General features: G+C 66.7%; 18 protein-coding genes. 10 read left to right on the plus strand and 8 right to left on the minus strand.

Features of this window, described 5'->3' with window-relative positions; all coding sequences use genetic code 11:
• Positions 1-34 precede the first annotated feature (34 nt).
• Positions 35-1,036, minus strand: a complete 1,002-nt coding sequence (locus tag JOF56_RS49515) for a DUF2278 family protein (RefSeq protein ID WP_307855620.1) — start codon at positions 1,034-1,036, stop codon at positions 35-37.
• A gap of 330 nt (positions 1,037-1,366) precedes the next feature.
• On the opposite strand from JOF56_RS49515, the gene JOF56_RS49520 reads away from it, so the two are divergent.
• Positions 1,367-2,710, plus strand: coding sequence for a glycoside hydrolase family 10 protein (locus JOF56_RS49520; protein WP_209646396.1), 1,344 nt, complete (start codon positions 1,367-1,369; stop codon positions 2,708-2,710).
• Between the two features lie 50 nt (positions 2,711-2,760).
• Here JOF56_RS49520 and JOF56_RS49525 read toward each other — a convergent pair whose 3' ends face one another.
• Positions 2,761-3,945: a 3-deoxy-7-phosphoheptulonate synthase gene (locus JOF56_RS49525; RefSeq protein WP_307855621.1), complete on the minus strand. Its 1,185-nt coding sequence runs from the start codon at positions 3,943-3,945 to the stop codon at positions 2,761-2,763.
• A 331-nt stretch (positions 3,946-4,276) separates the two neighbouring features.
• On the opposite strand from JOF56_RS49525, the gene JOF56_RS49530 reads away from it, so the two are divergent.
• The 5 genes from JOF56_RS49530 (at position 4,277) to JOF56_RS49550 (ending at position 11,615) form a co-directional block, all read left to right on the plus strand.
• On the plus strand, positions 4,277-5,167 hold the full coding sequence (locus JOF56_RS49530; RefSeq protein ID WP_209646398.1) for an antibiotic biosynthesis monooxygenase: 891 nt from the start codon (positions 4,277-4,279) through the stop codon (positions 5,165-5,167).
• 62 nt (positions 5,168-5,229) lie between these two features.
• Complete coding sequence (pabB, locus tag JOF56_RS49535) at positions 5,230-7,410, plus strand: aminodeoxychorismate synthase component I (protein WP_209646399.1); 2,181 nt, start codon at positions 5,230-5,232, stop codon at positions 7,408-7,410.
• Positions 7,410-8,885 carry an AMP-binding protein gene (locus JOF56_RS49540; protein WP_209646400.1) on the plus strand — a complete coding sequence of 492 codons (1,476 nt, stop codon included), beginning with the start codon at positions 7,410-7,412 and terminating at the stop codon, positions 8,883-8,885. Before pabB ends, JOF56_RS49540 begins: the two co-directional genes overlap by 1 nt.
• A gap of 29 nt (positions 8,886-8,914) precedes the next feature.
• Positions 8,915-10,438 (plus strand): class I adenylate-forming enzyme family protein, encoded by a 1,524-nt coding sequence (locus tag JOF56_RS49545; RefSeq protein ID WP_209646401.1) that lies wholly within the window; start codon positions 8,915-8,917, stop codon positions 10,436-10,438.
• Complete coding sequence (locus tag JOF56_RS49550) at positions 10,431-11,615, plus strand: FAD-dependent monooxygenase (protein WP_307855622.1); 1,185 nt, start codon at positions 10,431-10,433, stop codon at positions 11,613-11,615. The genes JOF56_RS49545 and JOF56_RS49550 overlap by 8 nt, the downstream gene beginning before the upstream one ends.
• 46 nt (positions 11,616-11,661) lie before the next feature.
• Here JOF56_RS49550 and JOF56_RS49555 read toward each other — a convergent pair whose 3' ends face one another.
• The 5 genes from JOF56_RS49555 to JOF56_RS49575 form a co-directional block, all read right to left on the minus strand.
• Positions 11,662-12,618 carry a lactonase family protein gene (locus JOF56_RS49555; RefSeq protein WP_209646402.1) on the minus strand — a complete coding sequence of 319 codons (957 nt, stop codon included), beginning with the start codon at positions 12,616-12,618 and terminating at the stop codon, positions 11,662-11,664.
• A gap of 227 nt (positions 12,619-12,845) precedes the next feature.
• On the minus strand, positions 12,846-14,381 hold the full coding sequence (locus tag JOF56_RS49560; protein WP_209646403.1) for a trypsin-like serine peptidase: 1,536 nt from the start codon (positions 14,379-14,381) through the stop codon (positions 12,846-12,848).
• Positions 14,382-14,582: 201 nt separating this feature from the next.
• A complete protein-coding gene (locus tag JOF56_RS49565) occupies positions 14,583-15,047 on the minus strand; it encodes a carboxymuconolactone decarboxylase family protein (RefSeq protein ID WP_209646404.1) in 465 nt (154 codons plus the stop codon).
• A 52-nt stretch (positions 15,048-15,099) separates the two neighbouring features.
• Positions 15,100-15,828 (minus strand): aminotransferase class IV, encoded by a 729-nt coding sequence (locus JOF56_RS49570; protein ID WP_209646405.1) that lies wholly within the window; start codon positions 15,826-15,828, stop codon positions 15,100-15,102.
• A complete protein-coding gene (locus JOF56_RS49575) occupies positions 15,812-16,441 on the minus strand; it encodes a hypothetical protein (RefSeq protein WP_209646406.1) in 630 nt (209 codons plus the stop codon). The genes JOF56_RS49570 and JOF56_RS49575 overlap by 17 nt, the downstream gene beginning before the upstream one ends.
• 76 nt (positions 16,442-16,517) lie before the next feature.
• On the opposite strand from JOF56_RS49575, the gene JOF56_RS49580 reads away from it, so the two are divergent.
• From JOF56_RS49580 to JOF56_RS49595, 4 genes are all read left to right on the plus strand, one after another.
• On the plus strand, positions 16,518-18,377 hold the full coding sequence (locus tag JOF56_RS49580; RefSeq protein ID WP_209646407.1) for an FAD/NAD(P)-binding protein: 1,860 nt from the start codon (positions 16,518-16,520) through the stop codon (positions 18,375-18,377).
• The gene (locus tag JOF56_RS49585) at positions 18,374-19,792 is read left to right on the plus strand and encodes a nitrosuccinate lyase (RefSeq protein WP_209646408.1); all 1,419 of its coding nucleotides are present in this window, start codon (positions 18,374-18,376) and stop codon (positions 19,790-19,792) included. Before JOF56_RS49580 ends, JOF56_RS49585 begins: the two co-directional genes overlap by 4 nt.
• Positions 19,793-19,796: 4 nt before the next feature.
• On the plus strand, positions 19,797-20,399 hold the full coding sequence (locus JOF56_RS49590; protein ID WP_209646409.1) for a DUF1707 SHOCT-like domain-containing protein: 603 nt from the start codon (positions 19,797-19,799) through the stop codon (positions 20,397-20,399).
• A gap of 123 nt (positions 20,400-20,522) precedes the next feature.
• Positions 20,523-22,079 carry a purine-cytosine permease family protein gene (locus JOF56_RS49595; protein WP_209646410.1) on the plus strand — a complete coding sequence of 519 codons (1,557 nt, stop codon included), beginning with the start codon at positions 20,523-20,525 and terminating at the stop codon, positions 22,077-22,079.
• A 43-nt stretch (positions 22,080-22,122) separates the two neighbouring features.
• Here JOF56_RS49595 and fusA read toward each other — a convergent pair whose 3' ends face one another.
• Positions 22,123-24,159: an elongation factor G gene (fusA, locus tag JOF56_RS49600; protein WP_209646411.1), complete on the minus strand. Its 2,037-nt coding sequence runs from the start codon at positions 24,157-24,159 to the stop codon at positions 22,123-22,125.
• Positions 24,160-24,345 lie beyond the last annotated feature (186 nt).

The raw sequence follows: 24,345 nt of genomic DNA on the forward strand, positions 1-24,345 counted from the left end.
GGCTGGACGAGCCGACGGGCGGGGATCGCAGTCACTAGAAGACTACGGTCCAGCCTTCGTCATGACTTTGGTCGGCGGTGTAGGAGACGCCGTGGATCTTGATGCCTTTGGCGTCGAGGAGCGTGATTGCGCCGCCGTTGTTGCCGAGCTTCATTCCGTTGGTGAGTTCGACCTTCAGTGTGACGCCGGGTGCGAGAGTTTGAGATGGGATCGGGCTTGCGGTCTTTGCCCTGTCCACCAGCTGCCAGCCGGTGAGGTCGACCGGGGCAGGGGAGGCGTTGATCAACGTCACGGTCTCGGTTTCGGGGGCGGGGCCGACCGGGTTGACCAGGGCGCCGACGATTCGGACGATCTCTCTTGCCGAGCGGTCGGGTTCGCCGTCGAGGGCATGGCCTGTGCGGTCGTCCGTGTGCCAGGACTGGCTTTGGAAGGCGAGGAACATCGCCACCCAGCGAGACTCCCCGCCGAAGCGGATCAGCAGGCCGCCGTCCTGCCAGACTCCGTTGTCGCGGCGGAACTGGGCGCTGTTGCCCTGGTTCATGTGGATGTCGTGCACGCCGTTGCCCGGACGGAAGCCGAAGATCTTGTCCGGCACGTTGTTCTCGGGGCCCCATCGTTCGCCGAAGACGTACAGGTGCGCGTTCGGGTCCTGCTGCGCTCGCTGAACGTAGTGATCGAACAGGTCGGCCAGATCGTTGTCCGGGCCGGCCAGATCCGGCGGGAGCAGTCTTAACGTCTTGGGGTCGAAGAGATTGCCTCTGATGAAGTCGAGGCTGGCACCGCCGGGCTTGGACGGCAGAACCGTCCATCCGGAACCGGGCTCGGGCAGTGCGTCCGTGATGGGATGCCGGAAGTCGTCTGCCACATGGTAAAGCAGCTCGGACGGCATCTGCTGGGACCGGACGTTCACGGCCACGCGGTAGTGGACCGCATCGTCGTCGACGACTTCTATCTGATAGTGCGGCGTGTCCGTGCTTCCCTCCCGGCGGGTGTTCACCACGCGCCCGGACAGCACTCCATACGATTTCAACGGCACAGCTCGGCCCTCCCCACTCCGGGGACGACGTCCCCTGGCAGGAAAATCGGCCAGAAACCATCCGGCATTAGCGTCCTCGAGTGGTTCGCCGGTTTCCAAAACAGCGAAATTGCGGCCGTCCGAAGTGGACGCCACGGCTGATCACAGTCCTGACAGGACAGACACTGCCAGACATCGCCGATACTTTCGAACTGGATAACTCCTGGCATCGTTCTTGACGGGTCACCGCCTGCGTCATACCTTACGAAAGCGTCACAGATTATCTCGAAACTTTCGAACCCCTGCCGCGCGGCTCTGTCCGCGCCGAAGAAAGTCGAGTTGGAGGAAGTGATGTCCAGAACTGCTGTCACCGTCGCCGGCAGGACGGTGAACCGAAGTAGGGCCTTGGTCATGGCCGGGTTACTGTGTGCGACCGCCGTCGCATTTCCGGGTGTTGCCAGTGCCGGTACCACGTTGGGCGCTTCGGCGGCGGAGAGCGGCCGGTACTTCGGCGCCGCGGTCGCGGCCTACAAGCTGAGCGATTCGGTCTACACGGGCATATTGAATCGTGAATTCAACATGGTGACGCCCGAGAACGAGATGAAGATCGACGCCACCGAACCGAACCAGAACCAGTTCTCGTACGGCAACGCCGATCGCATCGTCAACCACGCCCGCTCCCAAGGAATGCGGGTGCGCGGCCACACCCTGGCCTGGCACTCCCAGCAACCAGGCTGGATGCAGAACATGAGCGGCAGCGCCCTGCGCCAGGCCATGCTCAACCACATCACCCAGGTCGCGACCTACTACCGCGGCAAGATCTACTCCTGGGACGTCGTCAACGAAGCCTTCGCCGACGGCAACAGCGGCGCCCGCCGCGACTCCAACCTGCAACGCACCGGAAACGACTGGATCGAAGCCGCCTTCCGCGCCGCACGCGCCGCAGACCCCGATGCCAAACTCTGTTACAACGACTACAACACCGACGACTGGAGCCACGCCAAAACCCAGGCCGTCTACCGCCTCGTACAGGACTTCAAAACCCGCGGCGTCCCCATCGACTGCGTAGGCCTGCAATCCCACTTCAACAACAACTCGCCCTACCCAGCCAACTACCGCACCACCCTGTCGAGTTTAGCAGCGCTGGGCGTCGATGTGCAGATCACCGAACTCGACATCGAAGGCGCCTCCCCCACGACCTACGGCAACGTCGTCAAAGACTGCCTCGCCGTAGCCCGCTGCAACGGCCTCACCGTCTGGGGCATCCGCGACAGCGACTCCTGGCGCGCCAGCCAAACCCCCTTGCTGTTCAACAACAGCGGCGGCAAGAAACCCGCCTACGACGCCGTCCTCAGCGCACTGAACGGCGGCACCACTCCCCCGCCCCCACCGCCACCTCCGCCTGGCGGTTGTACCGCAGCTGTCTCATTGAACGCTTGGAATGGCGGCTTTGTCGCCACAATCCGTGTCACCGCGGGCTCCACGGCCATCAACAGCTGGACCGTGTCACTCACATTGCCCAGCGGCGCCACAGTCACCAACTCGTGGAACGTCAACCGTAGCGGCACCACAGGCGCCATCCAGTGGACGAACGTCGCCTACAACGGCCGCCTCAACGCGGGCCAGTACACCGAATGGGGCTTCCAGGGCACAGGTTCCGCCGGCGACCTGACCCCCACCTGCGCAGCCGCCTGATCCTGAGCGACCTCAGCCGGCCGCACAGCCAATCCGCGGCCGGCTGAACCTCACAAACCGTTGTCGAAGAGTGAGACCAGGGACATGGCCTGGCTGTCGTTCAGGCGGGGATCGCACAGCGAGGTGTATCGCTTCGTGAGGTCGTCCTCTGTGACGTCTTCGCCTACGCATTCGGTCACGTTTTCGCCTGCTACCTCGAGGTGCAGGCCGCCGAGCCACTCTCCCATGCCGGTGAGGACTTCGCGGCAGTCGGTGATCTCGCTGACGATGTCGGTCAGCTGACGGGTCTTCAGGCCGAGTTGGGTGCGGTATGTGTTGCCGTGCATGGGATCGCAGAGCCAGATGACGGGGTGACCGGCCTGCCGGACGGCTTTCACCAGGCGTGGCAGGTGATCACGGACCTGGCCGGCGCCCAGTCGGCAGATGAGGGTCAGCTTGCCGGGGGTGCGGTGCGGGTCGAGGCGTCCGCACAGTTGGACGATTCCGTCGGGCTTCGCGGTCGGACCGATCTTGCATGCGACCGGATTCGCCACGCCGGAGAGGAACTCCACGTGAGCGCCGCCGACTTCGCGGGTTCGGTCGCCGATCCACGGAAAGTGCGCCGAGGACAGGTACCACTCGTCGTTTCGTGGGTCCGTTCTGACGAGGGCTTCCTCATAGTCGAGCAGCAGCGCTTCGTGGCTGGTCCACAAGCCACCGGATACCTCTGTCCGCACAGCCAGGGCGGAGTAGTACGCCGCGAGCATCCGCTCTGGGGAGGCGCGGCGGGCGCTGGCGATCGGTTCGGGCGAGTTCACCGCCAGTCCCCGGAACGCCGGCATCTCCTCGCCGTCGACGACCTCCGACAGGACTGAGCGGGGCTTCGCGAACTGCCCCGCGACTCGGCCGACGACGACTGCGGGAACGCCCAGGCGCAGGCTGATCTCGTCGGCGAGCATGTTGAGGATGTGCCGCTTCGCCCTGGCGGCGTGCACTGTCTGTTCGCCGAAAGGTTCGGCACAGTCACCGCCTTGTATGACGAATGCCCGGCCTTCGCCGACGCCGGCGAGTACGCGGCGCAGAACGCGCACCTCAGCGGGGGTGGTCAGGGCTGGGGCGGCGCCCAGCAAGGTGCGGACGCGAGCCAGCTCACACGGATCCGGCCAGTCCGGTTGCTGGGCCGCCGAGCGGGTTCGCCAGCTCGCCGGGTGCCATTGCCGCGCCGCTTTCCGGGGTGAATTCGTGACACCACGCACAACATCACCGATTGGTAAACACATATCTCTGCCGCACATATCCGCTGTTCGCGGGCGCATCTTTCTACTCACCGCTCTTTCGGGGCAAATAATTTTCATGGCGCCGACACGATGCGCAATACGACCGCTCAACCATGACCCGGCGCGCGTGTGTTCCACGTGAGCCGAACGGCCCGGAAAAAGTTGTCTCCGACCTGTGAACCAAGCCTGCTGGGTGCTCGTATTGATCAGCGAGAGCCACCTTTGCCACGTCCGGTGCGGAGGCTCGCCGAAGCACGCCCCCGCATCGTTGCTCGGCAGGTAAAACGCGCGAAAACGAGGTGACCCTTAGATGACGACCAAGGATCCTGTCGTTGTCACCAGCAGCCACCGGGTCACGGCCGAAAAGAAGGAAACTTTCACGATTTCCGCCAACAGTCTGCTGAGCATGGCAGCCAGATCACGGGGCTATCTCGGTGGCGATCTACGCAAATCCGACGAGGACGATTCGGTCTGGCAGATCGTCTACCGCTTCGACTCCGCCGAGGCCGCGGACGCCTGGCGCGCCGAGTCGTCACGCTCCCTGTGGGCGACAGTCCTGGACGAGTGCGCGCAGCACCTCGTGCAGCGGACCTCCGGTCCGGACCGGAGGTCCAGATCAGAGCCGAGGCCGGCGGCCAGGGCAGCGTCCAGAACGGAATCCCGAACAGGATCGAGAACGGCGCCGGGGCCAGGACCGGGAAAACCGCCGGGGCCGCCACGCTGGAAGATGGCCGTGGTCACGCTGATCGCGGTGTTCCCCGCGGTGCTCGGGACGAACGTCCTCGTCGTCTCGCAGTTCGCTGGCCTGTCGTTGATCCCCCGGACATTCGTGCTGTGCGTGATCGTGACCATCCTGATGACCTGGGTGCTCATGCCACGACTGATGAAACTGCTAGGTCCGTGGCTACGCGGGAACGCCCCGGTCCCCGCCCCTGAGCCGGTCCGCACGGAACCCGAACGCGAGGAAACGGTGCGTTCAGAACCGGCACGTGCGGCTACGGACGACAAACCCCGCGAGGCGCCATCCGACGACACCATTCCCATCCCGATCCAGCTACCCGCCCCCACCCCGCCGCCCGCCATGCCACCACCCGCCGCGCTGCCTGCCAACAGGCCCCGGCACCGGGCCCCGGCCCATCGCGCCCGCAACCAGCCCGCGCCCTCGAGGCCGGGCCGCCAGGTGCCCTCCGGACGCAGATGAGCCCGCAGATGAGCGCCGTGGCAGGCAATACCGCTATTTCACGAAGACCGGGAGCATGACCTGTGCGTACCCTTCTGATCGACAACCACGACTCGTACACGTACAACCTCTTTCACCTCATCGCAGGGGTGAACGGGACCGAGCCGGTGGTGCTGCGCAACGACGACCCCGCACTGGCCCGGGTGTCCTTCGACGAGTTCGACAACGTGGTGATCTCCCCAGGCCCCGGTCACCCGGGGCGCACCAGGGACCTGGGGCACGCGGCCCGCTTCGTGCAGTACGAACACCTCCCGTTACTCGGCGTCTGCCTGGGCCATCAGGCGATCGGGCTGCACGCCGGCGCGGCGGTGGGCTCCGCCCCCGCTCCACGCCATGGGCATCCGACATCAGTCCGCCACGACGGGCGTGAGCTGTTCGCCGGGCTGCCACAGGGTTTCACGGCAGTGCGCTATCACTCCCTGTCGGTCGAGGAGCCACTGCCGCCGAACCTCGAGGCCACGGCCTGGGCCGAGGACGGCGTCGTGATGGGCCTGCGGCACCGGCAGCGGCCGCACTGGGGCGTGCAGTTCCACCCGGAGTCGATCCTCACCGAACACGGAACCGAGCTGCTCGGCAACTTCCGGACCCTGTCGCAGGATGTGAGCCGTCCATCGATCGTCGTGACCACGCAGGCGGCCGAGCAGGCGCCTGCCCCAGTCGCGCGACTCCCTCGGTACCGCCTGCACTATGCAGTCCACAATGGACCTGTTGCTCCGGAGCAGTTGTTCACCAGCTTGTTCACGGCCTCACCGCGAGCGTTCTGGCTCGACGGCGCGGGTGTCGACGACGAGCTCTCCCGCTTCTCCTACCTGGGCGACGACACTGGACCGCTGGCCGAGTTCTGCAGCTATGACGTGAACACCGGCATCATCGAGGTGCAGCGCACGGGCCAGCCGATCGAGCGTGTCCGGGAGGACATCTTCACCTACCTGCGCCGGGGCCTGGCCGCCCGCGCGTTCCCCACTGCGGATCTGCCGTTCGACTTCACCTGTGGCTATGTCGGCTATTTCGGCTACGAGCTCAAGGCCGCCCTTGGCGGGCAGGCCGCGCACCGCAGCGACACTCCCGACGCGGGCTGGCTGTTCGCCGACCGCATGGTCGTCATCGACCGGGTCGAGCAGACCGCCTACGCGCTGTGCCTGGCTGAGGACTCCCCCGCCGCCGAGGCGGAGGCGATCGGCTGGCTCGACGCCACCCTCGAGAACCTGCACTCCATGCCACTGGACGAGCCCGTGATGTCCATAGTGGACCTTGACGCGCCGGGCGTGACCGAGCGCTGGCTGCTGCGCGACGCGGGCGGCTACCGCGCGGACATCGAGAAGTGCCAGGAGGAGCTGCGGGCCGGGGAGAGCTACGAGATCTGCCTGACCACCGCGGTGGAGTTCCCCGCAGTGTGCGACTCGTTCGAGTACTACCGGGTGCTGCGACGGATGAACCCCGCACCGCATTCGGCGTACCTGCGGTTCGGTGACGTCGACGTGGCCGGCTCGTCGCCGGAGAGGTTCCTGCGGGTCGGTGCCGACGGGGTGGTCGAGGCGAAGCCGATCAAGGGCACGGCACGCCGGGGCGCCACCGCCGAAGAAGACGCGGAGTTGCGCGACCGGCTCGCGAGTGACGCGAAGACCCGCGCGGAGAACCTGATGATCGTCGACCTGCTGCGCAACGACCTCGGCCAGGTGTGCCAGGTAGGCACGGTCGAAGTGCCGGGCCTGATGAAAACAGAGACCTACAGCACCGTGCACCAACTGGTGTCGACGGTTCGCGGCGAACTGGCGCCCGGCATGGACGCGCTCGACTGCATCCGGGCGTGCTTCCCCGGCGGCTCCATGACCGGCGCGCCGAAGGAACGGACCATGGAGATCATCGACAGCCTGGAGCCCAAGGCCCGCGGTGTGTACTCCGGTGCGCTGGGTTTCCTGAGCTGCAACGGTTCCACCGACCTGAGCATCGTGATCCGGACGGCCGTGTTCGCCGGCGGCAAGGTCCACATCGGCGCGGGCGGCGCGATCGTGCTGGACTCCGATCCCGACGAGGAGTACCGGGAGATGTTGCTGAAGCTCGGCGCACCGGTGCGGGCGTACTGGGAAGCCGCCGCGTACCCGCCCACGACACTGATCCCCTCCGAACCACGTCGGCAGGGTCTGCGCCGGCCTCGTCGTCCGGCCATCCCGGCCGCCACTCTCAGCGGAACCGAGGCAGGCTGATGAGACACCGATCGAACTTCGCCGATCTGCTGGCCACGAGAACACGGCAGAACAACTGGTCGGGACGTACCGCCTACATCGCCGACGACATTTCCTGGACCCACGGCCAGGTCCACGACCTCGCCGCGCGAACCGCGACTGTCCTGTCCGAACGCGGCGTCCGTCCCGGTGACCGAGTGCTGCTGGCAGCGCCGGACAGTATCGAGTGGGTCGTGGCCTTCCTGGCGATCGCGCGGCTCGGCGCCACCGCCGTGCTGGTGAACCCGGAGTTGAACACAGGCGACCACAACACGTTGCTGGCCGACTGCGATCCGAAGCTATGTCTGTCCACGGCGGCTCTGGCCGACCGGTTCACCTCGCGGACATGGCTGGATGTCGACCACCTGGTCGGCTCCAAGGCACCGGACTCGGCACCTTGCGAAGCCGTCGATGTCAGTGCGAACTCGCCCCTCTACATCCAGTACACGTCCGGTACGACAGGACGTCCGAAGGGCGTGGTGCACGCGCACGGCCATCCGATCAGCTACGCCACCTGCGTGGGCGGCGATGTGCTGCGCATCCATCCGGATGACGTCAGTTTGTCGGTGTCCAAGATGTTCTGGGCCTACGGGTTCGGCAACGCGCTGGTCTTCCCCCTGTTCTCCGGGTCCGCCGGTGTCCTTTCCAGACACCGCCTCGCGGCTCACGAAATCGCGGAGCTGGTGGAACGCCACAGTGTGAGCGTCCTCTACTCAGTTCCGTCCGCCTATGCCGCGCTCGCCGAAACCAACGCACGCAACAGTTTCCGCTCGGTACGAGCCGCGGTGTCCGCGGGTGAGACCATGCCGCTCCCGTTGGCCGAACGGCTACCGGACGCGCTGGGTTTCACCGCGCTGGAGCAGATCGGCTCGACCGAGGCCGGGCACGCCTTCTGCGCCAACACAATCGACCACAACGTGCCGGGCACGATCGGACAACCCGTTCCGGGCTGGGAGCTGCAACTGCGGGACCCGGCGGGCGGACTGGCCGAACCAGGCTCCGCGGGCGATCTGTGGGTCCGCGGTCCCACACTGTTCTCGCACTACCTCAACCAGCCGAGAGCCACCGCGCGGACCCTTGTCGACGGCTGGCTTGCCACCCATGACCGGGCGGTCCTTGGTGAGGACGGCGCCTACCGGCATGTCGGCCGGGCCGACGACATGGAGATGGTCGGCGGTATTTCCCTGTCGCCCCTTGAAGTCGAGCGGGTTCTGCTCACCCATCCGATGGTCCGTGAGGCGGCCGTGGCGGCCGTACGCGACCACCGGCAGGCGACCAAACTGCGCGCGTTCGTGGTCGCGTCCGACACCCCCGAACTGCCAGACGACCTGATCGCCCTGGTCCGCTCCCAGTTGCCCGCGTTCAAGGTGCCCAGAAGCGTCCAGGTGGTGCCCGGGCTGCCGCGTACCCCGTCCGGGAAGCTGCGCCGCCACGTCGTGCGCACCGGCTCCTGGTGACCCCTCAACCCAGATGAACGGAGTTCGACATGCCTCGTGGCTTCCACATCGGTGACATGTTCCGCCAGGCCGCCGGCAAGCACGGCGACGTTCCCGTGATCCTGGACCGGCCGCTGGACGTCGCGGTCGAGGAAGGCACGCGGCACACCTACACCTCGTTCGCCGAGATCGTCGAACGCCTTGCCAACCAGCTGTGGACAGCGGGTGTCCGCGCCCGCCAGCAGGTGGCGATCCACAAGACGGACAACGTCGACATCGCGTTGCTCGCCTGTGCGGCCTCGCGCATCGGAGCGGTACCCGTACTGCTGTCGCCAGGGCTGGACGGGTCGGTGGTGGACACGCTGCTGACCAGGCTCGAACGGCCATGGCTGGTCACTGACAAGGACAAACTCGCCGGGCTGACCGACCCCACCGGCCGCGCCCGAGGCGTTCTGACCGTGCCGCTGGCGCCGGCCCCATCGACGACCAAGGTGTCCACGACGTGGCGCGGCTCGCGGCAGCCCGCGCTCATCACTCACAGCTCGGGCACCACGGACGTGCCGAAGCTGGCTGTGCACTGCGCGGAAGCGTTGTGGAACAGGCTGATCCCGCAGAAGATCATGGCATTGCCGGTCCGCGGTGAGACCGCGGCGCTGTGTATGTCCTTTGTTCACTCGCGGTTCTATCACGCGCTGGGCGTGTTCCTCAGTGGTGGCAGCCCGTTGCTCCTTCTTGTCGACCATGACCCCGCGTCGGTCGGTCCGTTGTTCGCCGAGTGGCAGCCCGGAGTCGTCGAGACCCACCCGAACACCTTTGTCCTGTGGGAGGATCTGGCGCACGCCGACGGGTCACCGCTGGCGAACGTGCGCTGCTTCGGTAGCACGTTCGACGCCATCCACCCTCGGACAGTGCAACGCCTGCTCGGCGCGTCACGCCGGTCGATGCCGTGGCTCTCCCAGCTTTACGGGCAGAGCGAGACGGGACCGGTCGCCTTCCGCTGGTTCTCCCGGCGCAGCGCCGCCCGCGGCAACGGGCGCCTGGTCGGGTTCGGCATCCCCGGATTCACCAAGATCCGGATCACCGACGACGCCGGCCGGCCGTGCCGGCCGGGCGAGGTCGGGCACATCGAAGCCCGGACTCGTGGCCGGATCCTGACCTACCAGGGCGCTCAGGACCGCTATGCCGCCCAGCTCAACGGGCAGTGGTGGCGGATGGGTGATCTCGGCTACCAGGACAAGTGGGGCGCTCTGTCGCTTGTGGACCGCGAGATCGACCGGATCGAGTCGGTGGACAGCAACCTCGCGGTCGAGGATGTGCTGATGTCCCGGCTGGAGGAGCTCAGGGAGATCATCCTGATCCCGGGCCTCGCCGGTACGCCCGTGCCGGTGATCTGCACCCGGACCGGGGAGCGGATGGATCCGCAGCGCTGGCGGACGGCCACCGCGGACCTGCCGGAGATGGCCGAGCCGCGGCAGTGGGACTTCGACGATCTGCCCAGGACCTCGACGTGGAAGATCAAACGGGTCGCGCTGGCCCACATGCTCACCCCTGAGAAGGAGGTGGCCGGTGGATGACGGGCCGGTACTCGTCGCCGGCGCCGGCCCGGTCGGTCTGGCCACGGCGCTGGCTCTGCGTGCCCGGGACATCCCGGTGGTGCTGCTGGAGGCCGACTCGCAGGACCGGGTCCGGCCCGGCAGCCGGGCACTGTACGTGCACCACGATTCGTTGAAACTACTCGAGTCCCTGCGCGATGGCGTCGGCAAACGCTTGGCGGAACACGGAATCATCTGGAACGTGCGCCGCACGACGTACCGCGGGCGTGAGGTGTACGCCCGGACTTATCCACCGTACGACAAGAAAACCGGCCTGCCGCCGTTCACCAGCCTCCGGCAGGCCGACACCGAACGGATCCTGCTGCACGCCTGCGTTCAGGCCGGAGTCACAGTGCAGTGGGATTCCAGGGTCACGTCCGTCGCTCCCCGTGCGACGGACGTGACCGTCTCCACCGCGGACGGAACCTCGTGGACCGCAAGCCATGTGGTCGCCGCCGACGGAGCCCGGTCGGTCATCCGGATGGAGGCCGGGATCGGGCTGCAGGGCTCGACCTCGCCCGGATTCCACGTGGTGATCGACATCAACGGCGAAGAACAGTGCCTGGAACGGGTTTTCCACTACCGGCACCCGGCGATGGCCGGCCGGCACGTGCTGACCGTGCCGTACACCGGTGGGTTCCAGGTGGATCTGCAGTGCAAGGCCGACGACCGGCCGGACATCATGGCGTCGCCCGAGGCGGTGCGGGAGTGGCTGCCCGGCGTGATCGGTGCCGTGGACGAGCAACGCATCACCTGGATCTCGGTGTACAAGTTCCGCCAGCTGATCGCCGACAGCTTCGCCGACGAAACAGGTCGCGTCCTGCTCGTCGGCGAAGCCGCGCATCTGTTCCCGCCGTTCGGCGCACGAGGCATGAACAGCGGCTTCGCCGACGCGGACGCGGCAGCCGCAGCGATCGCGTATACCAGGCGCGAGCTTGCCACGAGCGCGATCTCCGAGTTCTCCAAGCGCAGGCGAACAGCTGCCATGTCCAACAGTGCCGCTGCCGGAGCGGCGCTCAAACACATGCGCCCCTCCGGCAGCGTCGCCCGCGGCCGCCAGCTCACCGCCGCACTCCTGGCTCCTGTGGTACCCAGGTTCGGTGAGTGGCTGGAGCGGGCCCCCTACGGTCCAGTGTCCACAATGGTCACCGGTTACTGACTTCGGTCACGTCCGACCGTGCGGCCCGATCCGGACCTGTCAGCCGCTAGTACCGGATCGCGGTCGACTGGTACATGGAACGTTGGCCGCCGGCCGGGAACGGCGAGGAAGCCAGCGGTGTCAACGCTCCGGTGCGTGACACGTCGAACCCGAACAACTCGGCACTGAGATCCTCGCTCGACACATAGAGATGGCGGCCGTCGGACGCCGGCCATACCGGTGCTTCCCCAGCCGCTGCCGGCGCTTTGCCCGTCGGCCTCGGTGTGCCGTCGGGGCCAAGCGCGAAGACCCACACACCCTTGCCTGCGCCGGCGTCGTCCCCGCCTGCCGTGACGAACATCAGGTGATCGTGGATGACAGCGGAGATCGGGAATTCCGGTGCGGAGGCAGCCGCCAGCGGGCTCAGCACACCACCCGGCCCGATTCGGAACGGCAGGATGTGGTTCGTGCCGGAGCAGGCCACATACAGAAACCGGCCGTCCGGCGTCACACCGATGTCGAACGCGCCCGGCTCGATCTGTTTCGTGCGCAGCAGTTCGAGCGTGTGATCAGCACGCACGGCATACGTCGCGAGCACGCCCTGCGCGGGGTCATCTATGTCGCCGGTGCTGACGAAGACGTACCTACCGTCCGGACTCACTGTGACGCCCCTGGCAGTCAGCCTGCCCCCATCGACGAGCAGCGGCTTGCCAATCGGCTCGAGCGTGCCATCGCGCCGCACGGCAAACGCCGACACTGTCGCGTCGAAGGCCGTCACATAGACCGCACGACTATCAGGTGCGACGGCGATCCCGAACGGTTCGTCCACGGTGTCGACGGGCGGACCGAGCGGCGTCAGCTCACCGCGGACACCGACCCGGTACGACGAGATTTTATGTGCCCCGCCGTTGACCACGTAGGCGACGTCACCTCTCGGTGAGAGGACGATGCCGCGTGGCAGGGCCGGTGTCGGGACCGGGTCACCCACTGGGTCGAGGAGACCGGACGGCCGGATCGTGAACACGGAAATGTTGTTACTGACCCCATTCGTGACATACAAGGTGGGCGCGGCCGATGCGCTGGCTGAAGCCGTTGGCACCACCATCAATCCGGCGAGCAGGACAGCCGTCGAAACAACACGAACCATGAGAACCCCCGTTCCCGATATGTGCCGTCGACGTTATGCCTGGGCATTGCAAGAACATTGCAGACCCTCGTCGGAGCCGACGGTCGGGCAGCGCCCACATCCCCTTACGGCACCACGAGCTGGATCTCGCGGTGCAGCTGCCCGTCGACGCCTGGGTAGAGGCTGACTTCACCGTCGCTCCAGCGGACGATGATGGCGTTGCCACGTCCGGCGGTGACGGTCGCGTGGGTCCAGAGATCGTTGGGTGCCTGGACTCGGTGTTCCTGGCCGAGTCCCGCCGTGGCAACGTCGCCGTAGATGGTGAACTCGCCGTCGCTCCAGCGCACCAGCAGGTCCCGGGTGCCGGAGCCGACCCAGTTGCCGCCGGAGATCGTCTGCGCGTGCGTCCACGTGCTGTTGGGCGCCACGAGTTGGCGTTCGGAGCGGATGCCGTTGGCGGCGATGCCCTGGTAGAGAGTGGTTTCACCGTCGTTCCAGACAACAACGAGGTCACCGCCGAGCCCTGCGATGTAGGAGGCGTGGTCACGCCAGAGGGCGTTGGGCGCGGCGAGTTGGACCTCACCGCTGAAGCCGCTCTTGGTGACTGTGCTGTAGTAGGTGACTTCGCCGTCGCTCCAGGTGACGACGACGCCGTTGTTGACGGTGGCGATGCCCTTGGCGTGGCTCCAGGTGCTCTTGGGCGCCGCGAGCTGGGTTTCGCCTGCGAACGGCTTCTGCGGGTCGGTGCTCGATCCGCCCTGGTAGAGGGTGACTTCGCCGTCGCTCCACTTGACGATCATGTCGAGCTGGGTGCTGCCGGTGAAGTTACCGCTCGTGATCAGATCGGCGTGCTTCCACAGCGGGCCGTTGCCCAGCGGGTAACCGAGATTGCCGTTGCCAGGCGGGACAGGTGCGGCGACAGCCTTGTCGTACAACGCCTTGACGCGGCTGTCGAAGCGGACGCTGTAGTTACGCGGATCGGTGTCGGGCAGACTCTGGCCCTTGCCACCGATGACACCGATGACGTCCCTGCCGCCCACGATCCAGGGACCACCGCTGAAGCCGCCAGGGATGCCGGTGCACTGCAGGATTTCCCAGTACTGGCCGTCCCTGTTGGCGGTGCTGTCGCACACGTAGGGCTTGTCCTGGTACTTCGGGTTCCCGGACGCCGGATAGCCGTAGACATTCAGGTCCACGGGCAGGGTGGCGTCGGTCTTGAGGTTGAGCGAGGCGCCGGTGACTTCGGCGACGTTCTTGCCGTTGCGAGGCTGGAGCACGACGAACGCGAAGTCGTAGGGCGAGCCGGCGACCTTGACGTCGCTACTGGTGGCCCAGCCGGGGTCGATGTGGATCGCCGCGGACTGCCAGGTGCCGTACGGGGCCTGGCCGTCGTGGTACCCGGGCGTGAAGAACACGTTGCGCTTGCCGGCCACGCAGTGCGCGGCGGTGACGATGATGTTGCCCTTCGGGCTGGCGACGATGCTCGCCGAGCAGCCGTGGCTGGTGGGGTTGGCGCCGTCGGAGAGAGACCCGATCTCGGGCCTCGGGGCGGCGATCACGGTGTGCCGGGGACCGGCCGCGGCAGCGGTGCCCGGTAACAGGATGCTTGGTAACAACGCGGCCAGCAGTGCGACGGCCGGGCCCCAGTGGAGTTTTGACATGACGTGAGACTACGTCGTTTTGATCATGGTTCGCCGCAGCTTCGCGGACATCGTCACAGAAAACGCCGAACGTCCCGTTTGCCGGTGTTGCAACGCATTCTCGTGTTCGCCCGATATGTCGAGCAAGCCTGCACGAGATCTCGTTTCCCGGTGCAGGCGCGCTCACCTCGTCAGCGTCAAGTCCACAATGGTCAGTCAGGCTCAGCGAGGGGTCATCCGGGTCGAGATCGCGATGCGGTTGTAGGCGTTGATGACTGTGCTCACCCAGATCAGTGCGGCGACCTGCGGCTCGGTGAACTCCTCGGTCGCGGCGCGGTAGACCTCGTCGGGCACGCGGCCGTCGTGGACCAGGGTGACCGCTTCGGCCAGGCCGAGCGCCGCGCGCTCCCCGGAGGTGAAGAACGGGCTTTCCTGCCAGGCGCTCAGGGCGTAGATACGCCGTTCGTCCTCACCGCCTGCCCGAGCGTCCCGGGTGTGCATGTCCAAGCAGAATGCGCAGCCATTGATCTGGGAAACCCGAATCCTGATCAACTCCAGCAGCGCGGGATTCAGCCCGGCCTGCTGGGCAGCCTCGGCGGAAGAAAGGTGCAAGGCACGCATGGCCGCCGAAACATCGGCGGTAAGCGCTTTCAGGTCGACTCTGGAGTCAACTGCTTGAAGGGGCATACCCGCAATTCTAATTGCCGCACCGGCCCGGGTGGTAGGTAATTCGGAATATTCATAGCCCGCCGAGCCGCACGCGTGACTGCTCGACACGTTCTCGCCACTCACTGAAACGAGTTCCCGCACCCGGGGTGATCGCGTCCTCCGCCCACCCGGTGACGAGCCGCACGCCATGCAGCGCGTTGAGCAGCCACACCTCCTTGCCGGACAGCTCAGCCGGGCGCCGCGCCCGGCGATCGGTCGGGATTCCGAGTTCCACCGCCAGCTCCCAGACCAGCGTCGCGGTGATCCCCGGCAGGGCAGGGATGCCCTCGGGCGGCGCGCACAGCACGTCGTCCTCCCACCACAGAACAGACGAACTCGACGCCTCCACGACAACACCATCGGGTGTCATGAGCAGGGCTTCCTGCGCGCCGTGGTGCTCGGCTTCCTTGCGCAGCTGACCCAGCGCCTCGATGTCCGGGCCCTTGCGATCGGGGTGTATGCGCCGGTCAGGCTTGTCGGGCACCCATACCTGTACGCTATCGCCGCGGACCGGCGCCGGGCGCATCCGCAACTGAAGTCCGGAAGCGACGAGCTCGGCACGGGGAAACCACGCGCCGGACCTGGGCAGGCCGGCCACCGCGGCGGACCAGAACTCCTGCAGTTCGACGGTGGTCACCACGCCGAGTGCGAGGCACGAACGGGTGAACCGGTCGACATGCCGTTGCATCGCCCGCACCGCGCCGTCGAGCACCAGCCACGAATCGGCCACCAACAGCGGCTCGTCATCTGTTCCCGGCACGCGATCCCTCCTTCCAGGACATCATGTACGCACCTTGATCCCGCAGCAGCCAGCGCTCCCGGACAGGAGTCGGTTGCGCTTCGTGCAGGGTCAAGGTCGCCAGGAACGCGCACGTCACATCCAGCCACATCGTCGCCTGGGCGTGCGCGGACGAGGTGTCCTCCGCCAGACACAGCAGGTAGGTCTTGAACTCGACGTGATCGATGACGACCACCCGATCGGTGAACAACCACTTGCCGTTCGCCGAGCCGACCCAGCCGCACTTGAAGTCGAACGGCAGCTTCGGCGGCACGCACTCACGCTGCGTCATGACTCGTCGCAGATAGCCGGCCGCGTCCTCGTGCGACCTGGCCACGGGGTGACCGGCACGCTCCACTTCCAGCACTCCGCTGCGCGCGTCGTAACGGCAGAACTCGGCGAGCGGACCGGTGTCATCGCCCAGGTAGGAAAAACGCGAGGCGCGCTCCAGCCAGAATGCGCGCACGGACGCCGCGTACAATTCCGCGAACACTCGTTCGGGGCTGACCGCGCCATCATGCACGGCCGTGTGCAACCGGTGTTTCACTTTACTTCGTACGTACTGGCAGCCGATCCGGTTCACCCTTTCCGGCACTGATTTCCTCACGTGAACCTCACGCGAGAACCAGCACGCTTGTGGTTATTCGTGCCCGCACTGCGGATGGAACGCCATGAAAGAACACCGGATCTGCATCGTGGGAATGGGCCCGAGAGGGCTCTCGGTACTGGAGCGCCTGTGTTCGAACCGGTCACCGGACGAGCGGTTGGTCATTCACCTTGCCGATCCCGCCGAACACGGCCCCGGCGCGGTGTGGAACACCAAGCAGCCGACGCACTTCCTGATGAACACAGTCTGCTCGCAGGTCACCGTTTTCACCGATGAGAGCGTGCGGATGGAGGGCCCGGTCCGGATCGGGCCATCGCTCTACGAATGGTCCCGCACGGTCGCCTCGACAGCGAGCCCTGGCACCGCGAACGACGCGATCAGGAGTGAGGCACGCGCGCTGGGGCCGGATTCCTATGCCACAAGGGCGTTCTACGGACACTATCTGATGTGGGCACTCGACGAGGTGATCCGCCGCGCGCCCTCCGGGGTACGCGTCGTACATCATCGGCAGCTGGCTGTTGAGGTCACGCAGGAGTCGACCGAATGGACAGTCAGGCTGGCCGACGGTGAAGTGCTGAGCTCGCTGAACGCCGTTGTCCTTGCACAGGGCCATTTACCGGCCCAGAGCAATGCGCGGGAACAGGAACTTCGCGCGTTCGCCGCCACGAACAACCTGCTGTACATGCCGCCGGGCAACCCTGGAAACGCCGATCTGTCCTCAGTGGAACCCGGCGAACCGGTACTCCTGCTCGGACTCGGCCTGAATTTCTTCGATCATCTGGCGACACTGACGACAGCTCGCGGCGGGACGTTCGTACGTCACGGTGGCGTCCTTGTCTACCGCCCATCGGGCGAGGAGCCGTCGTTGTACGCAGGTTCACGCCGAGGCCTACCGTTGCATGCGCGGGGCGAGAACCAGAAGGGGGCCCATGGACGTCATCTCCCGGTCGTGCTGTCCGCGGACGTCGTGCAGGCCCTGCGGTCGCAGCCAGTGGACTTCCGCACCGACCTATGGCCCTTGATAGCCAAAGAAGTCGAGACCGTTTACTACACAACGGCCTTGTCTCCCATGCTGTCCGGTGACGAACTCGCTCGTTTCGCCAGTCGTTACCGTGAATGCGCTCCCGAGGAGGAGACCGCACTGCTCGACGAGTACCACGTCGGGTCGCGCTGGGACTGGGCGCAGGTGGAGAATCCACTGAGCCGCATGACTTTCAGCTCGCCCGAGCACTTCCGGACCTGGCTGCTGCGGCACCTGCGCACCGATGTGGAACACGCGACCCAGGGCAACGTCCGAGGTCCGGTCAAGGCCGCGCTGGATGTGCTGCGCGACTTGCGTAACGAGATCCGAGCCGTGGTCGACCACGGCGGCCTGCACGGCAGATCCCACCGCGACGACCTTGAACGCTGGTTCAGCCCGCTCAACGCGTTCCTGTCCATCGGGCCGCCCGCACGGCGGATCGAGGAGATGGCCGCGCTGATCTCGGCAGGTGTGTTGACGGTCCTCGGTCCCGGCACCACCGTGCGCGCCGACGACGACACTGGCACGTTCGTCGCCGCGTCCGACGTGGTGCGGACGTCGGTGTCCGTGCGGGTGGTCGTGGACGCGCGCATGGCCAGTGCCGACATTCGCACCAGCGATGACGAGTTACTCCAACGTCTCCTGGCATCAGGGCTGTGCCGGACGCATCGCGTACCCGACGCCGACGGCGGCCTCCTGGAGACCGGGGGCCTCGACGTGACGCCCCGGCCCGGCCGGGTCATCTCGGCCGATGGTGTTCCCGCGCAAGGGTTGTACGCGCTCGGCGTCCCGACCGAGTCGGTCCACTGGGCCACCGCGGTCGGGATCCGGCCCTGTTCGGATTCCGCGATCCTCGGGGACGCCGACGCGATCGCCAGAGCGATATTGGAGAGATCCGCATGACCCTCGACACAGGCCTGCTGTCACCGGTGCGGGCCGGGGTTCCGGTGGAGACGCTGACCTCCGACGAGGCCTGGCTGCGTGCGATGTGCGCGGCAGAGGCAGGACTCGCTCGCGCGCAGGCCAAGCTGGGCACCGTCCCGGCCGGCGCCGCCGAGATGATCACCAAGGTCGCCGGGGCCGAGAGTTTCGATCTCGCCGATCTGGCCGTCCGGTCCCGTGGCGCGGCGAATCCGGTTGTCGTGGTGGTCCAGGAGCTCACCGCGCGGGTCGCCGCGATCGACCCCGCCGCCGCGCAGTACGTCCATCGCGGCTCCACCAGCCAGGACATTCTGGACACCGCCGCGTGCCTGGTCGCTGCCCGCGTACTCGAACTCGTCCGCGCGAACCTCGCCGAGCTGACCGACGCCCTGGCGGAACTGGCCGACCGGCACAGGCTGACGGCCATGCCCGGCCGCACGTTGACCCAGCACGCCGTGCCCACGACATTCGGACTGAAAGCCGCCGGTTGGCTGCACCTCGTGCGCCAAGTGGACGACAGGGCCGCTCACCTGCTGAGCAGCCTCCCGGTGCAGATCGGTGGCGCGGCAGGCACCATGGCCGCGTACCTGGAACACGCGGCCCTGCACGGCGATGGCGTGCTGCCTGACGACTACGCCGCGAACCTGATTACCGCGTACGCACAGGAAATGGGACTGTGCGAACCCGTGGTCCCGTGGCACGCGTTGCGCACCCCGTTCCTGGATGTCGCCGGGTGGTGCGCGTTGCTGACGGGCGCGTTGGGCAAGATCGCTGTGGACGTGCAATCCCTGTGCCGCACCGAAGTCGCTGAACTGGGCGAGCCCGCAGCCGCCGGCCGGGGTGTCTCGTCGGCGATGCCGCAGAAGCAGAATCCGGCCCTGGCGACCATGATCCGCGCCGCAGCCCTGCAGGTCCCCGGACTTGTCGCGACTCTCGCGCACTGCATGCTCGCCGAGGACGAGCGGTCCGGCGGCACGTGGCATGCCGAGTGGCAGCCGTTGCGGGAATGCCTGCGCCTGGCCGGCGCGGCCACGCACACCGCCACAGAGTTGATCACCGGCCTGCGCGTCCACCCCGACCGGATGCGGGCCAACCTCGCGATCACCAACGGAACCATCGTCGCCGAGCGCCTGTCCGCCCATCTGACCCCGCACCTGGGCAAAGACGAGGCAAAACGCGTGGTCTCAGCGGCCGCGAGCCGTGTCACCGAAGGCGGTACGACGCTCGCGGAGAACCTCGCGCAGGAGCCGTCCGTGGCCGCCCTGTTCGACATCGACATGCTCAAGCGGTTGCTCGACCCGGACGGTTACCTCGGCGCAGCCGATCACCTCGTGGAACGGGCCTTGATTTCCCGGGTCGCGCCCTCCTCAAATACGGGCGGGACTCAGATACGGTAGGTCCGTGAGTGAGAACAACCAGCCCGAGCCGTACGCGTTCGACCCGCGCAACATCCGGGTCTCCGACGCCGACCGCCAGCACATCGCCGAGGTGCTGCAGAAAGCGGTCGGGCAGGGCATGCTCACTCTTGACGAGTTCACTCAACGCACCGACCAGGCGCTGGCCGCACGCACCCGCGGCGAACTGAACAGTGTCGTGATCGACCTGCCCGGCCTCGTGCACGCCGAGGCACCTACCGCTACCGCCCGACCCCCTGCCAACGACACCATGAATCTCCGGACCCGTACCGGCACGGTGAAGCAGAACGGCGACTGGGTCGTGCCGAGCAGGATCAACGCGGAATGCACGATGGGCACCGTCCACGTCGACTTCACCCATGCGCGATGCCCGCACAAGCACGTCACCCTGCACGCGACCTGCGGGTCCGGCACGATCCTGGTGATCGTGCCACGAGGGTGGCTGGTGCGGATGGAAGACATCACCACCGGCCTGGGCAATGTGGTGAACAGGGCCAACGACGCACCCGACCCCGCCATGCCGATCCTGCACATGCACGCCACAGTCGGCATGGGCACCATCAAGATCAAGCACTCCAGGGGGCGCTGAGCCGTTGGATGGTTCGTCCAACTGCGACTCGCGGTCTGATGGTTTTGCCCAATGGCACGGTGTGGCGTAGCTCTCTACGTTCGAGCGAACAACCGCCGCACCGGATCTTGGCAGGTGACCATCATGACCGGGAGCCCCACAGCCCCGCCAGCACTGACCGAGGTGGAAAGCCACGGTATCGAGCGGATTCCCGACGCGGACCGCACCGCGACACCGTTCGACCTGTTCCGGCTCGCCTTCGGCGGCGCGAACACGTTCGCCACCTGTGTCCTCGGCGCTTTTCCGATCCTGTTCGGGCTTTCCTTCTGGCAGGGACTGGCCGCCACCCTGCTCGGGGTGCTCGCCGGTGCGTTGATCCTCTGCCCGATGGCGGCCTTCGGTCCCATCAACGGCACGAACAACGCTGTCTCGTCGTCAGCTCACCTGGGTGTGCACGGCCGCGTTGTGGGCTCGTTCCTGTCGCTGCTCACTGCGGTGGCGTTCTTCTCGCTCGCTGTATGGAGCTCAGGCGACGCGTTGGTCGGCGGTGCGAACCGACTGCTCGGGTTGCCACGCAGCACAATTTCCTACGCGATCGCGTATGCGGTGTTCGCTTTCCTCGTGCTCGCCGTGTGTATCTACGGGTTCCGCTTCATGTTGTTCGTCAACAAGATCGCGGTCATGTCGGCGACACTGCTCTTCGTGCTCGGCGCCGTGGCTTTCGCGGGTGACTTCGACCCGTCATACGCCGGTACCTTCTCCCCCACCGCCGACGCGGCAACCCAAAGCCTGTTCTGGCCGTCGTTCATCGGAGCAGCGCTGATCGTACTGTCCAATCCGGTCTCGTTCGGCGCGTTCCTCGGCGACTGGTCCCGTTACATCCCGGCGAGCACGCCGCGCCGCCGTGTCGTCGGTGCCGCGTTTCTATCCCAAGTGGCCACGTTGGTACCGTTCGTGTTCGGCCTGACGACAGCCAGCATCATCGCGACCAAGGCTCCGTCCTATGTAGACCCCGCAGCTCCGGACTTCGTCGGCGGCCTGCTGGCGATCGCGCCGCAATGGTTCTTCCTGCCGGTGTGCCTGCTCGCGTTGATCGGCGGCATGTCCACCGGGACCACGGCGCTCTACGGCACCGGCCTGGACTTCTCGTCGGTGTTCCCGCGCCTGTCGCGCGTCCAGGCGACCGTGCTCATCGGCCTGCTGTCCATCGTCTTCATCTTCATCGGCCGTTTCGGTCTCGACCTGGTCCGCAGTATCTCCACGTTCGCCACCATGATCGTCACCTGTACGACGCCGTGGATGATCGTGATGATGCTCGGCCTGTTCACCCGGCGCGGCTGGTACGACCCGGAGGCGCTGCAGGTGTTCAACCGGCGCCAGCGTGGCGGCCGGTACTGGTTCACGCACGGCTGGAACTGGCGGGGCATGACCGCCTGGTGGGTCGCGGCGGTCGCGGGCGTGCTGTTCACCAACATCCCCGGGCAGTTCGTCGGACCGCTGGGCGATCTGGCCGGTGGCGTGGACATCGGCCTTCCCCTGTCGATCGCCATCGCCGCCGTCCTGTTTCTCACCCTGCTCTTCCTGTTCCCCGAACCACGCGCGGCATACGGTCCCGACGGCCCACGCCTGGTTCGCGCCGTAGATGTTCCGGTCCCGCCGATCACCGGTCCCGGCGCACCCGCGACAGTCCAAATGGCCTGACAAGGTTGGCCCTGCCTGTCAGACAGGGCCAACCCATCAGGGACTACCGGACCGGTGCCTCTTGCGGCGCCGGTGCGTAACCGGCCGGCTGGGTGGTGAAACTTCCCCGGCCGTGCGTCCGGCTGCGCAGTTTGTCCGAGTAACCGAACAGCTCCGCCAAGGGCACGACCGCGGTGATCACGGACGTGCCCGATCGCGTGGCCGAACCCGACACCCGGCCGCGGCGTGCCGCGAGGTCACCGAGCACGCCACCTACGACGTCATCAGGCACCGTCACGACGACCTCGGCCACCGGCTCGAGGAGCTGCATCACGCAGGATCGCAGCGCCTCCCGGAGGCCGAAGCGGCCCGCCGTCCGGAACGCCATCTCCGACGAGTCCTTCGAGTGGGTCGCGCCGTCGGTCAGGGTGACCTTCAGCCCGGTCACCGAGTGGCCGCCGAGAGGTCCCTCGGACAGCGCGTCCCGGCATCCGGCTTCCACCGCTCGGACGTACTCGCGCGGCACCCGTCCACCGACGACGGTCGACTCGAACACGAAGTCCTCCGTGTCCAACGGCTCGACGTCGAGGACGATGTGCGCGAACTGACCGGCGCCGCCGTCTTGCTTGACGTGCCGGTAAACCAGCCCCGACACCCCGCGAGCGACCGTCTCCCGGTAGGACACCCTCGGCCGGCCGACGCTGACATCCAGCCCACGGCTGCGACGGATCTTCTCCACCGCGACCTCCAGATGCAGCTCACCCATGCCCGACAGCACCGTCTGACCGGTCTGCGGATCGTTACGGACCACAAGGGACGGATCTTCCTCGGCCAGCCGGGCCAATGCCGACGCCAACCGGTCGGTGTCGGAGCTCTTGCGGGCTTCGACAGCAACGGTGACAACAGGATCAGCCACGGACGGCGGTTCGAGAACCAACGGGTCAGCAGGCGAGGCGAGTGTGGCTCCGACGTGGGCGGCCTTGACTCCGGCGACAGCGACGATGTCGCCCGCCACCGCCTGGGCCAGCTCGGTGTGCCGGTCGGCCTGCACCTGCAGGATCCGGGCAACCCGTTCGGTGCGCCGCGCGCCTGCGTCCATCACCTCCTGTCCTTTTCGGATCGTTCCCGAGTACACCCGCAGATATGTCATCCGGCCGGTCGGCGTCGAGTCCACTTTGAACACCAAAGCGGCGAACGGCGCCGATGGATCGGCAGCCCGTTGCTCGCCTTCGATGCCGCGCACCGCCGGAACGTCCAGCGGGGACGGCAGATAGGCCACGACGGCGTCCAGCAACGGCTCGATACCGCGGTTGCGGTAGGCCGAACCGGACAACACCACCAGACCTTCGCCAGTACGGGTCAGGTCACGCAGTGCCGCGGCCAGCGTCGGCGCGGAAATCGTGGACTGTCCACAGAACTCCTCCAATGCCACCGGGTGCAACTCGGCGACGGTCTCCTCAAGCAGTCGACGACGTCGGCGGGCTTCCTCCAGCAGAGCGTCCGCAACCGGGCCTTCCTCGGCCGTTTCGCGGCCGTCGGCCCAGATCAGCGACCGCATTCGCAGCAGGTCGACCACACCGGTGAAGCCGTCCTCCACACCGATCGGCAACTGGACCACGAGTGGAACGGGATGCAACCGTTCCCGGATCGACCGCACAGCCATGTCGAGATCAGCACCTGCACGGTCCAGTTTGTTGACGAAGGCGATCCGCGGAACCCGGTGCCGATCAGCCTGCCGCCACACCGATTCACTCTGCGGCTCAACACCCGCCACGGCGTCGAACACGACGATCGCGCCGTCGAGGACCCGTAACGAACGCTCGACCTCATCGGCGAAGTCGACGTGCCCGGGGGTGTCGATCAGGTTGATCCTGTGGGAGTCCCAGTCACAGCTCACCGCCGCGGCGAAGATGGTGATGCCACGGTCACGCTCCTGGGAGTCGAAGTCGGTGACAGTCGTCCCGTCATGGACCTCACCACGTTTGTAGGTGGTACCCGTGGCATAGAGAATCCGTTCGGTGACGGTGGTCTTGCCGGCATCGACATGGGCGAGGATGCCCAGATTGCGAACGCCGGTCAGCTGTCGTAGGTCGGTACGCACGGCACATGGCCTTTCGGGAATGATCCGAGAACATGGCAGCGCGATTCACGCGACGAGCAAGGGGTCCAGCGGGCTGGGGAAACTCGTCACGGAGTCCGGAGCAGGCCGCGCAGCCCGCACCGGAGGCCCGAAGACATCAGGATCACCTCGTACCGCGACGGGGGAACAACAACGACCGTGCGACTA

Origin of the sequence: Kibdelosporangium banguiense, from assembly GCF_017876405.1 — a bacterium.
GTDB lineage: Bacteria > Actinomycetota > Actinomycetes > Mycobacteriales > Pseudonocardiaceae > Kibdelosporangium > Kibdelosporangium banguiense.